The organism is Luteimonas composti (assembly GCF_042678665.1).
GTDB classification, from domain to species: domain Bacteria; phylum Pseudomonadota; class Gammaproteobacteria; order Xanthomonadales; family Xanthomonadaceae; genus Luteimonas; species Luteimonas composti.
This window is the reverse complement of sequence record NZ_JBHTKU010000002.1, coordinates 513,942-526,125: the sequence shown is the minus strand read 5'-3', so window position 1 is coordinate 526,125 and position 12,184 is coordinate 513,942. Positions and strand designations below refer to the sequence as shown.

General features: G+C 71.9%; 16 protein-coding genes. 8 read left to right on the top strand and 8 right to left on the bottom strand.

All coding sequences use genetic code 11. The features are described from left to right. Window positions 1-380: 380 nt before the first annotated feature. Both ACFQ2D_RS07005 and ACFQ2D_RS07000 read right to left on the bottom strand, forming a co-directional pair. A complete protein-coding gene (locus ACFQ2D_RS07005) occupies window positions 381-1,238 on the bottom strand; it encodes a type II toxin-antitoxin system RelE/ParE family toxin (RefSeq protein ID WP_280943117.1) in 858 nt (285 codons plus the stop codon). 122 nt (window positions 1,239-1,360) lie between these two features. After that, window positions 1,361-1,612: a hypothetical protein gene (locus ACFQ2D_RS07000; protein WP_280943116.1), complete on the bottom strand. Its 252-nt coding sequence runs from the start codon at window positions 1,610-1,612 to the stop codon at window positions 1,361-1,363. Window positions 1,613-1,694: 82 nt separating this feature from the next. On the opposite strand from ACFQ2D_RS07000, the gene dbpA reads away from it, so the two are divergent. Beyond that, window positions 1,695-3,077 carry an ATP-dependent RNA helicase DbpA gene (gene dbpA, locus ACFQ2D_RS06995; RefSeq protein WP_280943115.1) on the top strand — a complete coding sequence of 461 codons (1,383 nt, stop codon included), beginning with the start codon at window positions 1,695-1,697 and terminating at the stop codon, window positions 3,075-3,077. 22 nt (window positions 3,078-3,099) lie between these two features. Here dbpA and ACFQ2D_RS06990 read toward each other — a convergent pair whose 3' ends face one another. Together ACFQ2D_RS06990 and ACFQ2D_RS06985 are read right to left on the bottom strand one after the other, a co-directional pair. After that, a complete protein-coding gene (locus tag ACFQ2D_RS06990; RefSeq protein WP_280943114.1) occupies window positions 3,100-3,474 on the bottom strand; it encodes a DUF6968 family protein in 375 nt (124 codons plus the stop codon). A 99-nt stretch (window positions 3,475-3,573) separates the two neighbouring features. Next, window positions 3,574-4,026, bottom strand: coding sequence for a hypothetical protein (locus tag ACFQ2D_RS06985; RefSeq protein ID WP_280943113.1), 453 nt, complete (start codon window positions 4,024-4,026; stop codon window positions 3,574-3,576). A 183-nt stretch (window positions 4,027-4,209) separates the two neighbouring features. On the opposite strand from ACFQ2D_RS06985, the gene ACFQ2D_RS06980 reads away from it, so the two are divergent. The 4 genes from ACFQ2D_RS06980 (at window position 4,210) to ACFQ2D_RS06965 (ending at window position 6,009) form a co-directional block, all read left to right on the top strand. Continuing rightward, window positions 4,210-4,473 carry a Rho-binding antiterminator gene (locus ACFQ2D_RS06980; protein ID WP_280943112.1) on the top strand — a complete coding sequence of 88 codons (264 nt, stop codon included), beginning with the start codon at window positions 4,210-4,212 and terminating at the stop codon, window positions 4,471-4,473. Beyond that, entirely contained in the window at window positions 4,448-4,912 is a 465-nt protein-coding gene (locus ACFQ2D_RS06975; RefSeq protein ID WP_342457136.1) for a hypothetical protein, read from the top strand. Before ACFQ2D_RS06980 ends, ACFQ2D_RS06975 begins: the two co-directional genes overlap by 26 nt. A gap of 165 nt (window positions 4,913-5,077) precedes the next feature. Then, the gene (locus tag ACFQ2D_RS06970) at window positions 5,078-5,734 is read left to right on the top strand and encodes a DUF2242 domain-containing protein (RefSeq protein ID WP_280943111.1); all 657 of its coding nucleotides are present in this window, start codon (window positions 5,078-5,080) and stop codon (window positions 5,732-5,734) included. Between the two features lie 20 nt (window positions 5,735-5,754). Next, window positions 5,755-6,009, top strand: a complete 255-nt coding sequence (locus tag ACFQ2D_RS06965; RefSeq protein ID WP_280943110.1) for a hypothetical protein — start codon at window positions 5,755-5,757, stop codon at window positions 6,007-6,009. A gap of 6 nt (window positions 6,010-6,015) precedes the next feature. On the opposite strand, the gene ACFQ2D_RS06960 is transcribed toward ACFQ2D_RS06965, so the two are convergent. Both ACFQ2D_RS06960 and ACFQ2D_RS06955 read right to left on the bottom strand, forming a co-directional pair. Further along, window positions 6,016-6,216: a hypothetical protein gene (locus ACFQ2D_RS06960; protein WP_280943109.1), complete on the bottom strand. Its 201-nt coding sequence runs from the start codon at window positions 6,214-6,216 to the stop codon at window positions 6,016-6,018. A gap of 127 nt (window positions 6,217-6,343) precedes the next feature. Beyond that, window positions 6,344-7,480, bottom strand: coding sequence for an MFS transporter (locus ACFQ2D_RS06955; protein WP_280943108.1), 1,137 nt, complete (start codon window positions 7,478-7,480; stop codon window positions 6,344-6,346). A 207-nt stretch (window positions 7,481-7,687) separates the two neighbouring features. On the opposite strand from ACFQ2D_RS06955, the gene ACFQ2D_RS06950 reads away from it, so the two are divergent. After that, entirely contained in the window at window positions 7,688-8,509 is an 822-nt protein-coding gene (locus ACFQ2D_RS06950) for a polysaccharide deacetylase family protein (protein ID WP_280943107.1), read from the top strand. Here the strand turns inward: ACFQ2D_RS06950 and ACFQ2D_RS06945 are convergent. Continuing rightward, window positions 8,496-9,269: a ThuA domain-containing protein gene (locus tag ACFQ2D_RS06945; protein ID WP_280943106.1), complete on the bottom strand. Its 774-nt coding sequence runs from the start codon at window positions 9,267-9,269 to the stop codon at window positions 8,496-8,498. The genes ACFQ2D_RS06950 and ACFQ2D_RS06945 overlap by 14 nt on opposite strands. A 90-nt stretch (window positions 9,270-9,359) precedes the next feature. Here ACFQ2D_RS06945 and ACFQ2D_RS06940 point away from each other — a divergent pair, with 90 nt between their 5' ends. Further along, window positions 9,360-9,731: a hypothetical protein gene (locus ACFQ2D_RS06940; RefSeq protein ID WP_280943105.1), complete on the top strand. Its 372-nt coding sequence runs from the start codon at window positions 9,360-9,362 to the stop codon at window positions 9,729-9,731. A 3-nt stretch (window positions 9,732-9,734) separates the two neighbouring features. Here ACFQ2D_RS06940 and ACFQ2D_RS06935 read toward each other — a convergent pair whose 3' ends face one another. Continuing rightward, window positions 9,735-10,781 (bottom strand): GGDEF domain-containing protein, encoded by a 1,047-nt coding sequence (locus tag ACFQ2D_RS06935; protein ID WP_280943104.1) that lies wholly within the window; start codon window positions 10,779-10,781, stop codon window positions 9,735-9,737. 201 nt (window positions 10,782-10,982) lie between these two features. On the opposite strand from ACFQ2D_RS06935, the gene ACFQ2D_RS06930 reads away from it, so the two are divergent. Beyond that, window positions 10,983-12,101, top strand: coding sequence for a sensor domain-containing diguanylate cyclase (locus ACFQ2D_RS06930; RefSeq protein ID WP_280943103.1), 1,119 nt, complete (start codon window positions 10,983-10,985; stop codon window positions 12,099-12,101). Window positions 12,102-12,184 lie beyond the last annotated feature (83 nt).

Genomic DNA, 12,184 nt, shown 5'->3' with positions numbered 1-12,184 from the left:
CGGCCGGGCTGGATGGCGCCATGCCGGCAGGCATGGAATCGAATGCTTCAACACGACAGCCCCTCCCTGGGTACTGCGAGTGCGACTTCGCTGCTGCGTCCAAACCGGAATGGTAGCGCTACCATTTCGGCGGGGCGGAGTAATAGCAGGATGCCCGCACGCCTGAAGCGAACTGTGTCGCGTTTTCGCACGCGTGCGTCGTCCGCGCGATGCGAATCAAGCGCTAACGCTGCGTTTCCACCTCTCCATTCGCCACCGATCGTGCGGCGACCAGCGCTGTCATGTGCGCTGCAGCAAGAACATGGGCCGCTGACCGGTCCGCGTCGAGGACCCCGGTTGCGGCCCTGCAATCGTCGCGTCGATTGCGGCAACCCTCCCCGTTACCGGTACGGCCGCGGTCCCCGCCAGACCAGTTCACCGCGCCGGTACACCTGGTGCATGTTGATCACCTGCCGCGCGTCGCCGATCCGCTCCAGCTCCGGCGAATCCGGAGGCAGCAGGCGGCAGGGCCCCGACTCGCGGCGCAGCGCGGTTTCCAGCGGGCAGACCATGAGATCGCGCGTCCCCGGCAGCGGAATGAAGACCTCGGTCATGCCGCGGTCGCGCCATTCGCGCAGGCGGCGTTCGCTGGCCAGGTCGTAGTAGACCTGGTAGCCGCCCGCATCCACGCTCGGCTGGCTGGAGGGGTTGTCGCGACGGCGGCTGGGCTGGGTGCCGATGCCCATGTCGGGGCCCTGGTGCACCGGCGCGGTCTCGCGCGGCAGCATGCCCGGGGGCTGGCCATAGCGATGTCCCGGCCGCCGCGAGGCGGGCGCGGACGGACGGGGCGCCGCCGCAGCCTGCGGCTGCGGCGTGGGCGAGGGTCGCGCCGGGCGACGGGGCGACGGCGGGACCTGCACCGGGTCGGGTTGCGGCAGCGCGACCGGCGCCGCGGCCACCGGCACCGGCGTGGATTCCACGCGCGCGGCCGCGCGGGGCGCATCGGCGGGAGGTTCGGGCGTGGCCGGCGGCAGCGGCGAAGGGACGGGCTGCGGCGGCGCGTCGCCGATGAAATCCACCAGGGTCACGCTGCCGGCCGACGCGCCCTGCGGTCGGTCCATCGTCATCGGCGGCGCACGCCATGCCAGCACCAGGCAGGCCAGGTGGAACAGCACGCTGAGCAGCAGCGCGGCCCAGTGCTGCAGGCGATCGATGCGGGAGTGGATGCTGGCGCCGGCCGGACGCGGGGCCTCGTTCATGCCGCCGCGGACGTGTCGGGGGGAAAAGCGCGCATTGCGGGAATGGGCGAGGCCAGCGGCCGCACATCGTACCGCCTCGACCTTGAACGGACGCGGCGCCGCGCGGGCGGCCGGACAACCGCCTACATCGGCGGCTCGATGACCTCGTCCAGGCGATCGGAGGGCACCAGGTAGCCGCCATCCTCCACGGCCGCGCGCACGTCGAGCAGCTCGGCCTGCAGCTCCCCGAGCTCTTCCGGCAGCGCGGCGCCGACCAGGGCGATGCAGCGCTGGTTGAACCATTCCCAGAACTGGCGGAAGGTCTTGCCGTGCCAGTGGTGGTGGCCGATGCCGTGGTAGAGCTCGCCCACGGCGATGGTCAGTTCGTTGCGCATGGGCGGGGGCCTGGTCGGGCGGTTGGGGAGGGGATTGTGCGCCCGGACGGCGCCGGGCGCCGCCGACCTGCGATCATGGCGCATGAGCACAGCGCCTGCCTTCAGCACCCTCGCCCTGCCCGACACCCTGTTGCAGGGCGTCCACGCGCTCGGCTACGCGGCGATGACGCCGGTCCAGGCGCAGTCGCTGCCCGCGATCCTGGAGGGTCGCGACCTGGTCGCGCTGGCGCCCACCGGCAGCGGCAAGACCGCGGCGTTCGGCCTGGGCCTGCTGTCGCGGCTGGACGCCTCGCGGATCCAGACCCAGGCGCTGGTGCTGTGCCCGACGCGGGAACTGGCCGACCAGGTGGGCAAGCAGCTGCGCAGGCTGGCGGTGGGGATTCCCAATCTCAAGCTCTCGATCCTGTGCGGCGGCATTCCGCTCGGCCCGCAGCTCGCCTCGCTGGCGCATGCACCGCACGTGGTGGTGGGGACTCCGGGCCGTATCCAGGAGCTGGCGAAAAGGCGCGCGCTGGCGCTCGACGGCGTTCGCAGCTTCGTCCTCGACGAGGCCGACCGGATGCTCGACATGGGTTTCGAGGAGGCGATCCGCGACATCGTCAGGCGACTGCCCGCCTCGCGCCAGGGCCTGCTGTTTTCGGCGACCTTCCCCGACGAGATCCGCGCGCTTGGCGGCGCGATGCTGCGCGATCCGCTGGAAGTGAGCATCGACCAGGGCCGGCAGCCAACGACCATCGAGCAACTGTTCTTCGAGGTCGATCCCGCACGGCGCGCGCCGGCGCTGGCGGCGCTGCTGCTGCGCCATCGGCCGGAGTCGGCGGTCGTGTTCTGCAATACGCGCGCCGATACCGTCGAGGTGGTTGGCTCGCTGACGCATTACGGTTTCTCCGCGCTCGCCCTGCATGGCGACATGGAGCAGCGCGACCGCGACGAGGTGCTGGTCCAGTTCGCCAACCGCAGCTGCAGCGTGCTGGTGGCCAGCGACGTAGCCGCGCGCGGCCTGGACGTCGAAGACTTGGGCGCGGTGGTGAACTACGAACTGCCCAGCGATGCCGACACCTACCTGCACCGGATCGGGCGCACCGGCCGCGCCGGGCGCGATGGCCTGGCGCTGAGCCTGTGCGCGCCGCGCGAACTGCCGCGCGCGCGCGCGATCGAGGACCGGCAGGGTCGCGCACTGCGCTGGGAACCGCTGCAGCCGCTGTCGGGCAGGGCCACCGGCGTGGTCGCTGCGCGCATGGCCACGCTGCGCATCGACGCAGGCCGCGGCGACAAGCTTCGCGCCGGGGATATCGTCGGCGCGCTGACCGGCGATGCCGGCCTGCACAAGGACGAGATCGGACGGATCGATGTGTTCGCCACGCGCAGCTACGTGGCGATCACGCGCCGGCATGCGGCGCGGGCGCTGGCCGCGCTGCGCGCGGGCAGGATCAAGGGCCGCAGGTTCCGCATCGCCGCGCTCTAGCGCTGGCCCGCGGCGCCGAGCGTCAGCCCGACGTGGCATCGCCGGGTCGCCGCATGCGCGGCAATCCGGTCCGGGCGTCGAACGGTTCGCCGAGGAACAGCAGGCGCACGCCGGGCTCGTCCGCCAGCGCGGCCAGGTCGTCGGCCATCCGCTGCATGGCCAGCTGCAGTGCCTGCATCGCGTCCACGCCGCAGGCATTGCGGACGGAAACCGCTCCGCCCTCGCGCCAGCGGACGGGGCAGCGCCAGTCCATCCCGCCCACCGTCTCGACGTCCCGCACCGGCTCGCCGATCTCCAGCTGCAGGCACGCGGCGTCGCGCCCCGGTCGAAGCACGGTCAGCGCGCGCGTGGCCACGACACGGGTGAACTCCGACGGGATGCGGGCGTTGGCGGACATGGAGCCGGCGCGGGGGGCTTGCCGACATCATGCCAGCGCACGGGCCGCGGTTTGCCGGGCAGCCTCCGCATGCCTGCGACGTTCCGGCAGCCGCCTGCGCTATTCGATCGCCGCTTCGGGTCCCGAAGCCGCCGCCACGATCTCGCACATGTGGTTCATCACCGCCTTCTTGCCGGCCATCTGTCCGCCGGCGATGGTGAACTGCAGCGAGACGTTGACCCCGCCCGCGTCCAGCGGCTTGACGTAGACACGCAATGGCGCGGTGGCACCACCGCCCTGGCCGCCCTTCACCGGGTTGGCCGCACGGATGTAGCCGTTGCGCTCCTGCACCGCCAGCACTTCCAGCCCTTGCTCGACGATCCTGTCGCGCACGCGGTAGAGCGCGGGCAGGTAGGCCACGCCGGCCACGTCCGCTTCGGTCGCGTAGGTCTTGCCGCTGGTCCAGGAGCCGTCCACCGTGAAATTCTGCTGGCAGGCGGCGTCGGTCGGTGCCGCGGTCGCGGGAGCCGTGGCCGCCAGGCACACGGCGGCGGTCAGCACTGCATGCTTCATGCGTCGATATCCTTGTCGTCGAGGATCCATCCCTGTGGAGCGCTGCGCACCCTGCACGCGGGAATCCCCGGATCGTCCGCGTGCGGAGGCGAGTATAGGGCGGCGACGCGGGATGTCGCCAGCGCCCAGCCGCATGCCAGGATGGTGTCCGCACGCACACGCGCCTGCGACCGGCCAGCCCGCATGTCCTACCATCCGATCAGCTGCGATTTCCACGACGTGCTCGAGGCAATCGCTACCCGCCGCGGCAGGGTGCGCATCGAGTTCCGGTCGGACCAGGGACTGCAGGCGCGCGAGGCGCGCATCGTCGACCTGGGACACGGCTCCGACGGCGAGTACATGACGCTGGACACTGGCGAGTCGGTGCGACTTGACCGGATCGTCTCGGTCGACGGCATCACCCTGGCACCGCCCGGCCAGCTTGGGGGAGACGACGCGGCGGGCTGAGCGGCTGGCCGGCATCGCTGCCAACCCGAAAAAAGACTACTTCGCCGACTTCGTCGAGGACTTCCTGGTCGACCGCGTCGTCGGCTTCTTCGCCGGCTTGCTCGTGGCCTTTCGGGGAGCTTTCCTCGCCGGCCTTTTCGCGGCCTTCTTCGTGGCCTTCTTGGCGCCCTTCCTTGTCGCCTTCTTCGTTGCCTTCTTCGTTGCCTTCTTCGTTGCCTTCTTCGTTGCCTTCTTCGTCGCCTTCTTCGTCGCCTTCTTCGCCGCCTTCTTCGTTGTCTTCTTCGTGGCCTTCTTCGCCGTCCTTCCGCCCTTCTTGCCCCCGCCGTCCTGCTTGTTGACCGTGGCCCAGGCGATGCGCTCGGCCGCCTCCGTCGAGCGTCCCCGCTTCTTCTCGCTGTCCTCGATGTGCTCGGCCTGGCGCTTCTGCTTGTCGGTGTAGCTGGATTTGTCGCCGCGTGGCATCGCCGCATCTCCGTGGGGAAACGCGTGCGAGCCTCGCATCCGCGGCGTGAAGTGCACGGCAACCCCACGCGGCTGCGGGTTCAGTTGCCCTGCACCGGCGCGACGCTACACTCGCCCGTCCCGCAATCAGGCAGCTGCGCCGATGTCTTCCGCCGCGTTACCGATCCGCTCGATCGCGCTCGCCGTGGCCGTGGCCGCAGCGACGGTCGCCTGCGGCTCGAACCGGCTCCGGTCCCAGGCACCGCCCCTGGGCGAGGTGTTCGGCGCCGAAGATACCTACTCGCGCAACTACGCGGCCGCGCCCGACGTGGCCTGCGAGGCCACGCGCCGGGCGCTGCTCGGGCAGGGTTACATCATCCGCGCGATGGCCCCCGACTCGCTGGAGGCGACCAAGCATTTCCAGCCCGAGTCCGACATCCACACCCAGCTCAACGTTCGCGCCACCTGCGTCACCGAACTTGGCGGCAACTCGATCGTGTTCATCAATGCCGTGCAGGAACGCTACGCGCTCAAGAGCCAGTCCAGTTCGGCCAGCGTCGGCGTGAGCATGATCGGTTCGGTGTCGGTACCGGTGCCGATCGGCAGCGGCAACGCCAACCTGGTGCGCGTGGGCAGCAATACCGTGCAGAACCAGGAGTTCTACACCCGGCTGTTCGACCGGGTGGGCTTCTACCTGCCCGGCACCCCGGCCAGCCAGCCGCCGCCCGCGCCGGAGCCCGACACCCCGCCCGACCCGGTGGTCGAGGAACTGCCGCCGGAACCGTCGCTGGACCGGGTGCGCGAGCCGGACCTCCGCTAAGCCGCGCGGGCGCGTTGTCGATGGCCGTCGGGACGATGCTCTACCTGGTGTATCTCGATGGCGACCTCGACACCATCGCCGATCCCAGCCTCGTGCCGCTCGCGCCGGGCCTTTATCTCGCCGAGTCCACGCAGCCGCGCTCGCGGCTGTACCACGCGATCAAGCGCCGCCATGCACCGCGCCGGCTGCTGGTGGCGCCGCTGGCCGACGACCCCAAGTTCAAGGGCATGCAGCCCGGCGCCCTGTCCTGGCTGCGTGCGCGTCGCGCACGTTGAAGGCGGTTACGCGGCTTCGGAGGAAGCGGGCTGCGCGGCCGCCACCAGCAGGCTGACCGACATGCCGGCGCGGCGCGCGCGCTGGGCGCAGGCGCTGGCGTAGTCGTTGGCCGCGGCGATGTCGACGAAATAGCCGTCGATGATGCAGTCGCGCGTCACTGCCCAGCCGCCGTCGACATCGGGCCTGACTTCGATTCGGGTACTCACGCTGGTCACCGGCACACCTCTCGCGGATGCTTCCGCCGTCGCTACGGGCGGCGCATCGTAGGCGCGGCAACGTCAACACCGTGTTTCGGATTCGCGAACGTCTGGTGACAGCACGGGGCCGCGCCGGTCAGCGCGTTCGCCGGCCGATCCGCGAGCCGGCCACCGCGGCCATGGCCAGCACCGCGGCCACCAGCAGCAGCGCGACCGCCAGCGACGCGCCCTGCGCCACGAAGCCGATCAGCGCCGGACCGGCAAGCACGCCGGCGTAACCCATCGTGGTCACCGCGGGAATGGCGAGATGTTCGGGCATGCGCGTCTGTTCGCCGGCCAGGGTGAACATCACCGGCACGATGTTGGCGCAGCCGACCCCGAGCAGCACGAATCCGGCCAGCGCCGACACCAGGCCCGGCGACAGCACCGCCAGCGCAAGGCCGGCCGCCGCTACCAGCCCCCCGGCCAGCACCGTCCGCACGCGCCCGGCCGCGGCGACCACGCGATCGCCCACCAGGCGGGTGCCGGTCATGGCCAGGTTGAAGGCGACGAAGCCCCAGCCGGCGCGTTCGAGCTCGACCTGCCTGGCCTCGTGCAGGAACACCGCGCTCCAGTCGAGCATCGCACCTTCGGCCAGGAAGCTGACAAAACACACCAGCCCGATGCCCAGCACCACCCCGCGGGGCAGCGCGAACACCGGGGCGCCGCCCGGCGCCCGATCGCCGCGCCAGGCGCGCGCCGATGCGCCACCCAGCAGCAGCACCAGCGCCGAGACCGCCAGCGTCGCCGCCAGCACCGGCACGCCCGCGCCCAGCAGCGCCGTCACCAGCACCGCGCCGGCCAGGCTGCCCACGCTGTAGAAGGCGTGGAAACCCGACATCATCGGCCGCGCCGCCTCGCGCTCGACCACGACCGCCTGGATGTTCATGGTGCAGTCCATCGCGCCCATCGCCGCGCCAAGCAGCAGCAGCACGCCCGCCAGCAGCCAGGCGTCGGCGGCCAGCGCCAGCATCGGCAGCAGCACCAGCATCAGCGCGGTGGACGCCAGCATCACCCGCCGGCAGCCCTGGCGCGCGGCCAGCGCGCCGGCCAGCGGCATCGCCACCAGCGACCCCAGCCCCAGGCAGAGCAGCACCAGCCCGAGCTGGGCATCGTCGAGGCCGGCGCGCAGCTTGGCGAAGGGCACGATCGGCGCCCAGGTGGCGATGACGAAGCCGGGGATGAAGAAGGCGGCGCGGGTTGCGCGCTGCTGCGCGCGTGGATCGATGGACAAGGACGGAACCGGTGGACGAAAGCCCGGCACGATACCCGCACGCGCCGGCGCGCGGTACACCACCGGCGCGATTCCGCGATGCGCTGCGCGCGGCCGGCGACTTCGCGCCTTGCGTCCGGGCCCCTTCCTGCCCCGCAAACGCGGAAGGGGCGCGCAGGCGGGACCGGACTGCGGCACCATGCCATCGGGTTCCGATGGGAGGACGCGATGCGGGCGACATACCTGGGGATGGCGGCATGGGCCGCGCTGGCGGTGGCAGCCACCGCGAATGCGGACGATGCGCCCGCGTTTCCATGGCCGGACGGCCGGCGCGCGGCGGTCAGCCTGTCCTACGACGACACCCTGCCTTCGCAGCTGGACACCGCCATCCCCGCGCTCGACCGGCACGGGCTCAAGGGCAGCTTCTACCTCACCCTGGCCGCGGAACCGCTGCGCCAGCGGCTCGAGGAGTGGCGCGCGGCCGCGCGCAATGGCCACGAACTGGGCAACCACAGCCTGTTCCACCAGTGTTCGGCGCGCGGGCCGGGACGCGAATGGGTGCAGCCGGCGCAGGACCTGGACGCGACCAGCGTGGCGCAGATGCGCGCCCAGCTGGAGGTGGCCAACACCATGCTGCACGCCATCGACGGCAGCACCGAGTTCACCTTCACCGCGCCCTGCGGCGACCGCACCGCGCGCGACGGCGACTACATTGGCGAGGTGGCCGGCCTGTTCCTCGGCATCAAGCTGGTCGGCGGCACGGTGGTGCCGGACATGTGGGCGCTCGATCCGGCGGCGGTGCCGGTGACGGTCCCGGTCGACGCCAGCGGCGCCGACCTCATCGCGCTGGTCGAGGAAGCCGGACAGCGCGGCACCATGGTCAACTTCACCTTCCACGGCATCGGCGGCGACCACCTGGCCGTCGGCGCGCAGGCGCACGAGGAACTGCTGGCCTTCCTCGCCGCCAACCGCGACCGCTACTGGACCGCCACCTTCCGCGACCAGATGCGGTGGGTGCGCCGGCAGCAGGCGGCCGTCAGTCCGCGCTGATCCCGCGGCCGGTAGCCGCCCACCACAGCCCGCCGTAGAGATGCTGCAGGTAGGCCGCGTCGTCGTATGCGGCGGGCGGATGGCCGAGCGCGGTGACGAATACGCGCCCGCCGTCGTAGGCGTGGTACCAGGCCACCGGGTGGTCGACGCCCATGCCGCGTGCCTCCTGCCCCGGCCAGATGCGGGTCGGGTCGTAGCTCGACTCGTCCACCGACAGCACGGTGCGCAGGCCGTCGACCAGGGGTGGTCCGAACTCGTACCACTCGTCGCTCCAGATCCAGCGCGCCGGCAGCCCGAACGCCGCCGGGAATCCGGCGTCCTCCACCCTCACCGTGGCGGTCTGCACCATCGGATGGATGCGGAAGGCACGGCCGACCAGGCGCTCGAACCAGGGCCAGTCGCCCGCGGGACCGAAGATCAGCGCGCGGTGCACCGCGACCACGCCGCCGCCGGCGCGCACGAACGATTCCAGCGCGCCGCGCTGCCCGCGCGCCAGCGCATCGCCGGGCGTGTTGAGCAGCACGATCGCGGCATAGCCGGAGAGGTCGCCGTCGAACGGCGCGGTGTTCCAGGCCCAGTCGAGGTCGAAACCGTGCTGGCGCGCCATCTGCTCCAGTCGCGGCTTGGCCACCACCGTGTAGTCGTGGTGGTAGCGGTTGGGCTGGGCCACCACCAGCACCCGGAACTGGCCCTGCGCCGCGGCGGGCCGGATGGGCAGGAGCAGCAGCACGCACAGGAGCAGCAGGAGGGGTCTGGCCATCGGCCCATCATAGCCAGCGCCGCGACCTTCGCTCCGCCTTCGCGCCCGGCTGCGATGATCGACGCCCGATCCTGCAGCGAGCCGCCGCCAATGCCCCCTGCCCGCAAGCGCCGCAGCCGCAGCACGTCCGCGCGGCTGATGGAGATGACCCTGCTGGCGCCCACCGTCGCCGGCACGCGCCTGGCGCGGATGGGGCGCGAGGGCATGGCGCCATCGGCGCGTGGACGCGCGGAGATGGTCGCGATGGTGCTGGAGAAGCAGGTCGCGTTCTCGCTGGCGTGGACCGCGATGGCCACCGAGCTGTGGCGCATGCAGTTGCGCCTGGCTTCGTCCTGGATGGCGGGAGTCCCGTCGGCGGCGCAGACCACGCGGATGCTCGAGCAGGGACTGCGCCGCGCCACCGCGCAGGCGCTGGCGCCGGTCCACCGGCGCGTGCTTGCCAACGCCCGCGGCAGGCGCTGAGGCTCAGGCAATCTCGAGTCGGTCGCGTCCGCCGCGCTTGGCCGCATACAGCGCGCGATCGGCCCGCGCCAGCACGTCGGCCGGGCGATCGCCCGGCTGGACCGCCGCCAGTCCGGCGCTCACCGTCACCCGCCTGGCCTGCGGCATCGACGCCACCGCGGCGCGCATGCGCTCGCAGCAGGCCTGCGCGGCCTCGAGCGTGCCCTCGAACAGCCAGGCGAACTCCTCGCCGCCATAGCGCGAGAGCACGCCGTCGCCGGCGGCACCCGCCAGCGCGGTGGCCACCGCCACCAGCACCTCGTCGCCCACCACGTGGCCGTGGGTGTCGTTGATCGCCTTGAAGTGGTCGATGTCCAGCAGCGCCAGGCACCAGCGGCCACCGCCCGACAGCGCCCGCGCCAGCGCCGCGCCCAGCGCGCGCCGGTTGGCCAGCCGGGTCAGGGGATCGGTCCGCACCTGCTCGTCCAGCGCGGCATTGCGCAGCGCGAGCTCGGCGTTGAGGCTGCGCAGGCGCTCTTCGTACCAGCCGCGCTCCGCCAGCTGCAGCTGCAGCTCGGCGGTGACGCGGCGCAGCTCGAACTGCGCCGAGACCTGGCGCGACAGCGCTTCGAGCGCCTGCAGCTGGTACACCGCCAGGTGCCGGGGCACGCGATCCATCACGCACAGCGCGCCCACCGCCATGCCCTCGGGACCGAACAACGGCGCCGCGGCATAGAAGCGGATGCCGTCCTTGCCGGTGACGAGCGGGTTGTCGCGGAAGCGTTCGTCCTGCAACGCGTCGGGCACCACCAGCACGCCCTGCTGGAGGATCGCGTGGCCGCAGAACGCGAACTCGCGCGGTGCCTCGCTGGCCTGCAGCCCAAGCCGGGCCTTGAACCACTGCCGTTCGGCGTCGACCAGGGTCACCGCCCCCATCGGCACGCCGCACACCGCCGCCGCGATCGCGACCAGGTCGTCGAACCTGGCCTCGTTCTCGGTGTCGAGGATGCCCAGCGACTGCAGGGCCGCGAGCCGTTGCTCCTCGTTGTCCGGCGTGCCTGCCTGCTGCATGTCACATCCCACCGGGGCGACGCCGGCAGCCTACGCCATCCGGCGGCGACCAGGCGCATCGGCCCGGCGCGCCGCCGCCGGAGCCGGCCAGGGACGGCCGGACGGACACGCGGAACGGGCACCGCGGGCCGCTACAATACGACTCCGCATGGGGGCGTCCATGCGCCGCGACGGGGCAGCGCGCGGCACCAGGGGAACACAGTGCAGGCTGGCAAGCTCCATTGGGTGGTCACGCTCAACCGGCGCAACCGGTCGCTGTTCTTCGCGCTCGGCCTCTCGGCGCTGGGTGCGCATCTTGCCTACCTGCAGGCCGGCCCGCTGATGTGGACGCTGCTGCTGCTGCAGCTGCTGGTCTATCCGCAGCTGGTCTACTGGCGCGCCGCGCGCGCCGCCGATCCGCTGCGCGCCGAACTGCAGAACCTGCTGGTCGATGGCGTGCTGCTGGGGGCATGGAGCGCGGTGTGGGGCCTGCCGCTGTGGATCAGCTTCATGCTGTTCGTCGGCGTATGCATCAACGTGGTCATCTTCATGGGCATCCCGTCGCTGTGGAAGGGCGTGGTCGCGATGCTGGCCGGCGTGGGCCTCGTGGCGGCGGTGCATGGGCTGGAGTTCCGGCCGCACACCGAACTGCACACCTCGCTGCTGTGCATCGTGCTGCTGACCGCGTACCTGCTGATCGTCGCCAACGACGCCTACCAGCGCGGCGTCAAGCTGCGCGACAGCCGCCACGAACTCGGCCAGCGGCTTGCGCAGATCACCCGGCTGCAGTCGCAGCTGCAGGAACAGGCCGAGCGCGATCCGCTCACCGGCCTGCACAACCGCCGCTTCCTCGACGACGCCCTGGAGCGCGAACTCGCCGCCTGCGCGCAGACCGGCGCACCGCTGGCCCTGGTGCTGATCGACATCGACCGCTTCAAGCGGATCAACGACACCTACGGGCACCCGGCCGGCGACGAGATGATCCGGCGCCTGGCCGACCTGCTGCGCGACCGCGTGCGCGACGGCGGCCTGATCGCCTGCCGCTACGGCGGCGAGGAATTTCTGCTGATGCTGCCGGGCACCACCGTGGACGAGGCGATGGCGATGGCCGAGGAGCTGCGCACGACGTTCGCGTCGCTGGAAGTGGTCTCCGGCGGCCAGGCGATGCGGACCACGCTGTCGATCGGCGTGGCCGGCTGCCCCGAGCACGGCGACGCCGCGCAGCGCCTGGTGCTGCGCGCCGACCAGGCCCTGTACGAGGCCAAGCTGCGCGGCCGCAACCAGGTCGTGCGCGCCTCCGAGCTGCGCGAGGTGTCGCATCCGCTGGCCAGCCCGGCCTGATCGCGGCCTCGCCGCGACGGCGGCGGCGCGATGGTTTCAGCTGCATCGACGCTGCGCTGCAGCGGGAATCGCGACGACACGCG

Excerpts from the sequence above, each read along its gene's own strand:
- ACFQ2D_RS06985 (WP_280943113.1), bottom strand. The coding sequence starts at position 4,026 with ATGAAGCATGCAGTGCTGACCGCCGCCGTGTGCCTGGCGGCCACGGCT.
- ACFQ2D_RS06945 (WP_280943106.1), bottom strand. The coding sequence starts at position 9,269 with ATGGCCAGACCCCTCCTGCTGCTCCTGTGCGTGCTGCTGCTCCTGCCC.
- ACFQ2D_RS06940 (WP_280943105.1), top strand. The coding sequence starts at position 9,360 with ATGCCCCCTGCCCGCAAGCGCCGCAGCCGCAGCACGTCCGCGCGGCTG.
- ACFQ2D_RS06950 (WP_280943107.1), top strand. The coding sequence starts at position 7,688 with ATGCGGGCGACATACCTGGGGATGGCGGCATGGGCCGCGCTGGCGGTG.
- ACFQ2D_RS06980 (WP_280943112.1), top strand. The coding sequence starts at position 4,210 with ATGTCCTACCATCCGATCAGCTGCGATTTCCACGACGTGCTCGAGGCA.
- ACFQ2D_RS06935 (WP_280943104.1), bottom strand. The coding sequence starts at position 10,781 with ATGCAGCAGGCAGGCACGCCGGACAACGAGGAGCAACGGCTCGCGGCC.
- ACFQ2D_RS06990 (WP_280943114.1), bottom strand. The coding sequence starts at position 3,474 with ATGTCCGCCAACGCCCGCATCCCGTCGGAGTTCACCCGTGTCGTGGCC.
- ACFQ2D_RS07005 (WP_280943117.1), bottom strand. The coding sequence starts at position 1,238 with ATGAACGAGGCCCCGCGTCCGGCCGGCGCCAGCATCCACTCCCGCATC.
- ACFQ2D_RS06970 (WP_280943111.1), top strand. The coding sequence starts at position 5,078 with ATGTCTTCCGCCGCGTTACCGATCCGCTCGATCGCGCTCGCCGTGGCC.
- ACFQ2D_RS06965 (WP_280943110.1), top strand. The coding sequence starts at position 5,755 with ATGGCCGTCGGGACGATGCTCTACCTGGTGTATCTCGATGGCGACCTC.
- dbpA (WP_280943115.1), top strand. The coding sequence starts at position 1,695 with ATGAGCACAGCGCCTGCCTTCAGCACCCTCGCCCTGCCCGACACCCTG.
- ACFQ2D_RS07000 (WP_280943116.1), bottom strand. The coding sequence starts at position 1,612 with ATGCGCAACGAACTGACCATCGCCGTGGGCGAGCTCTACCACGGCATC.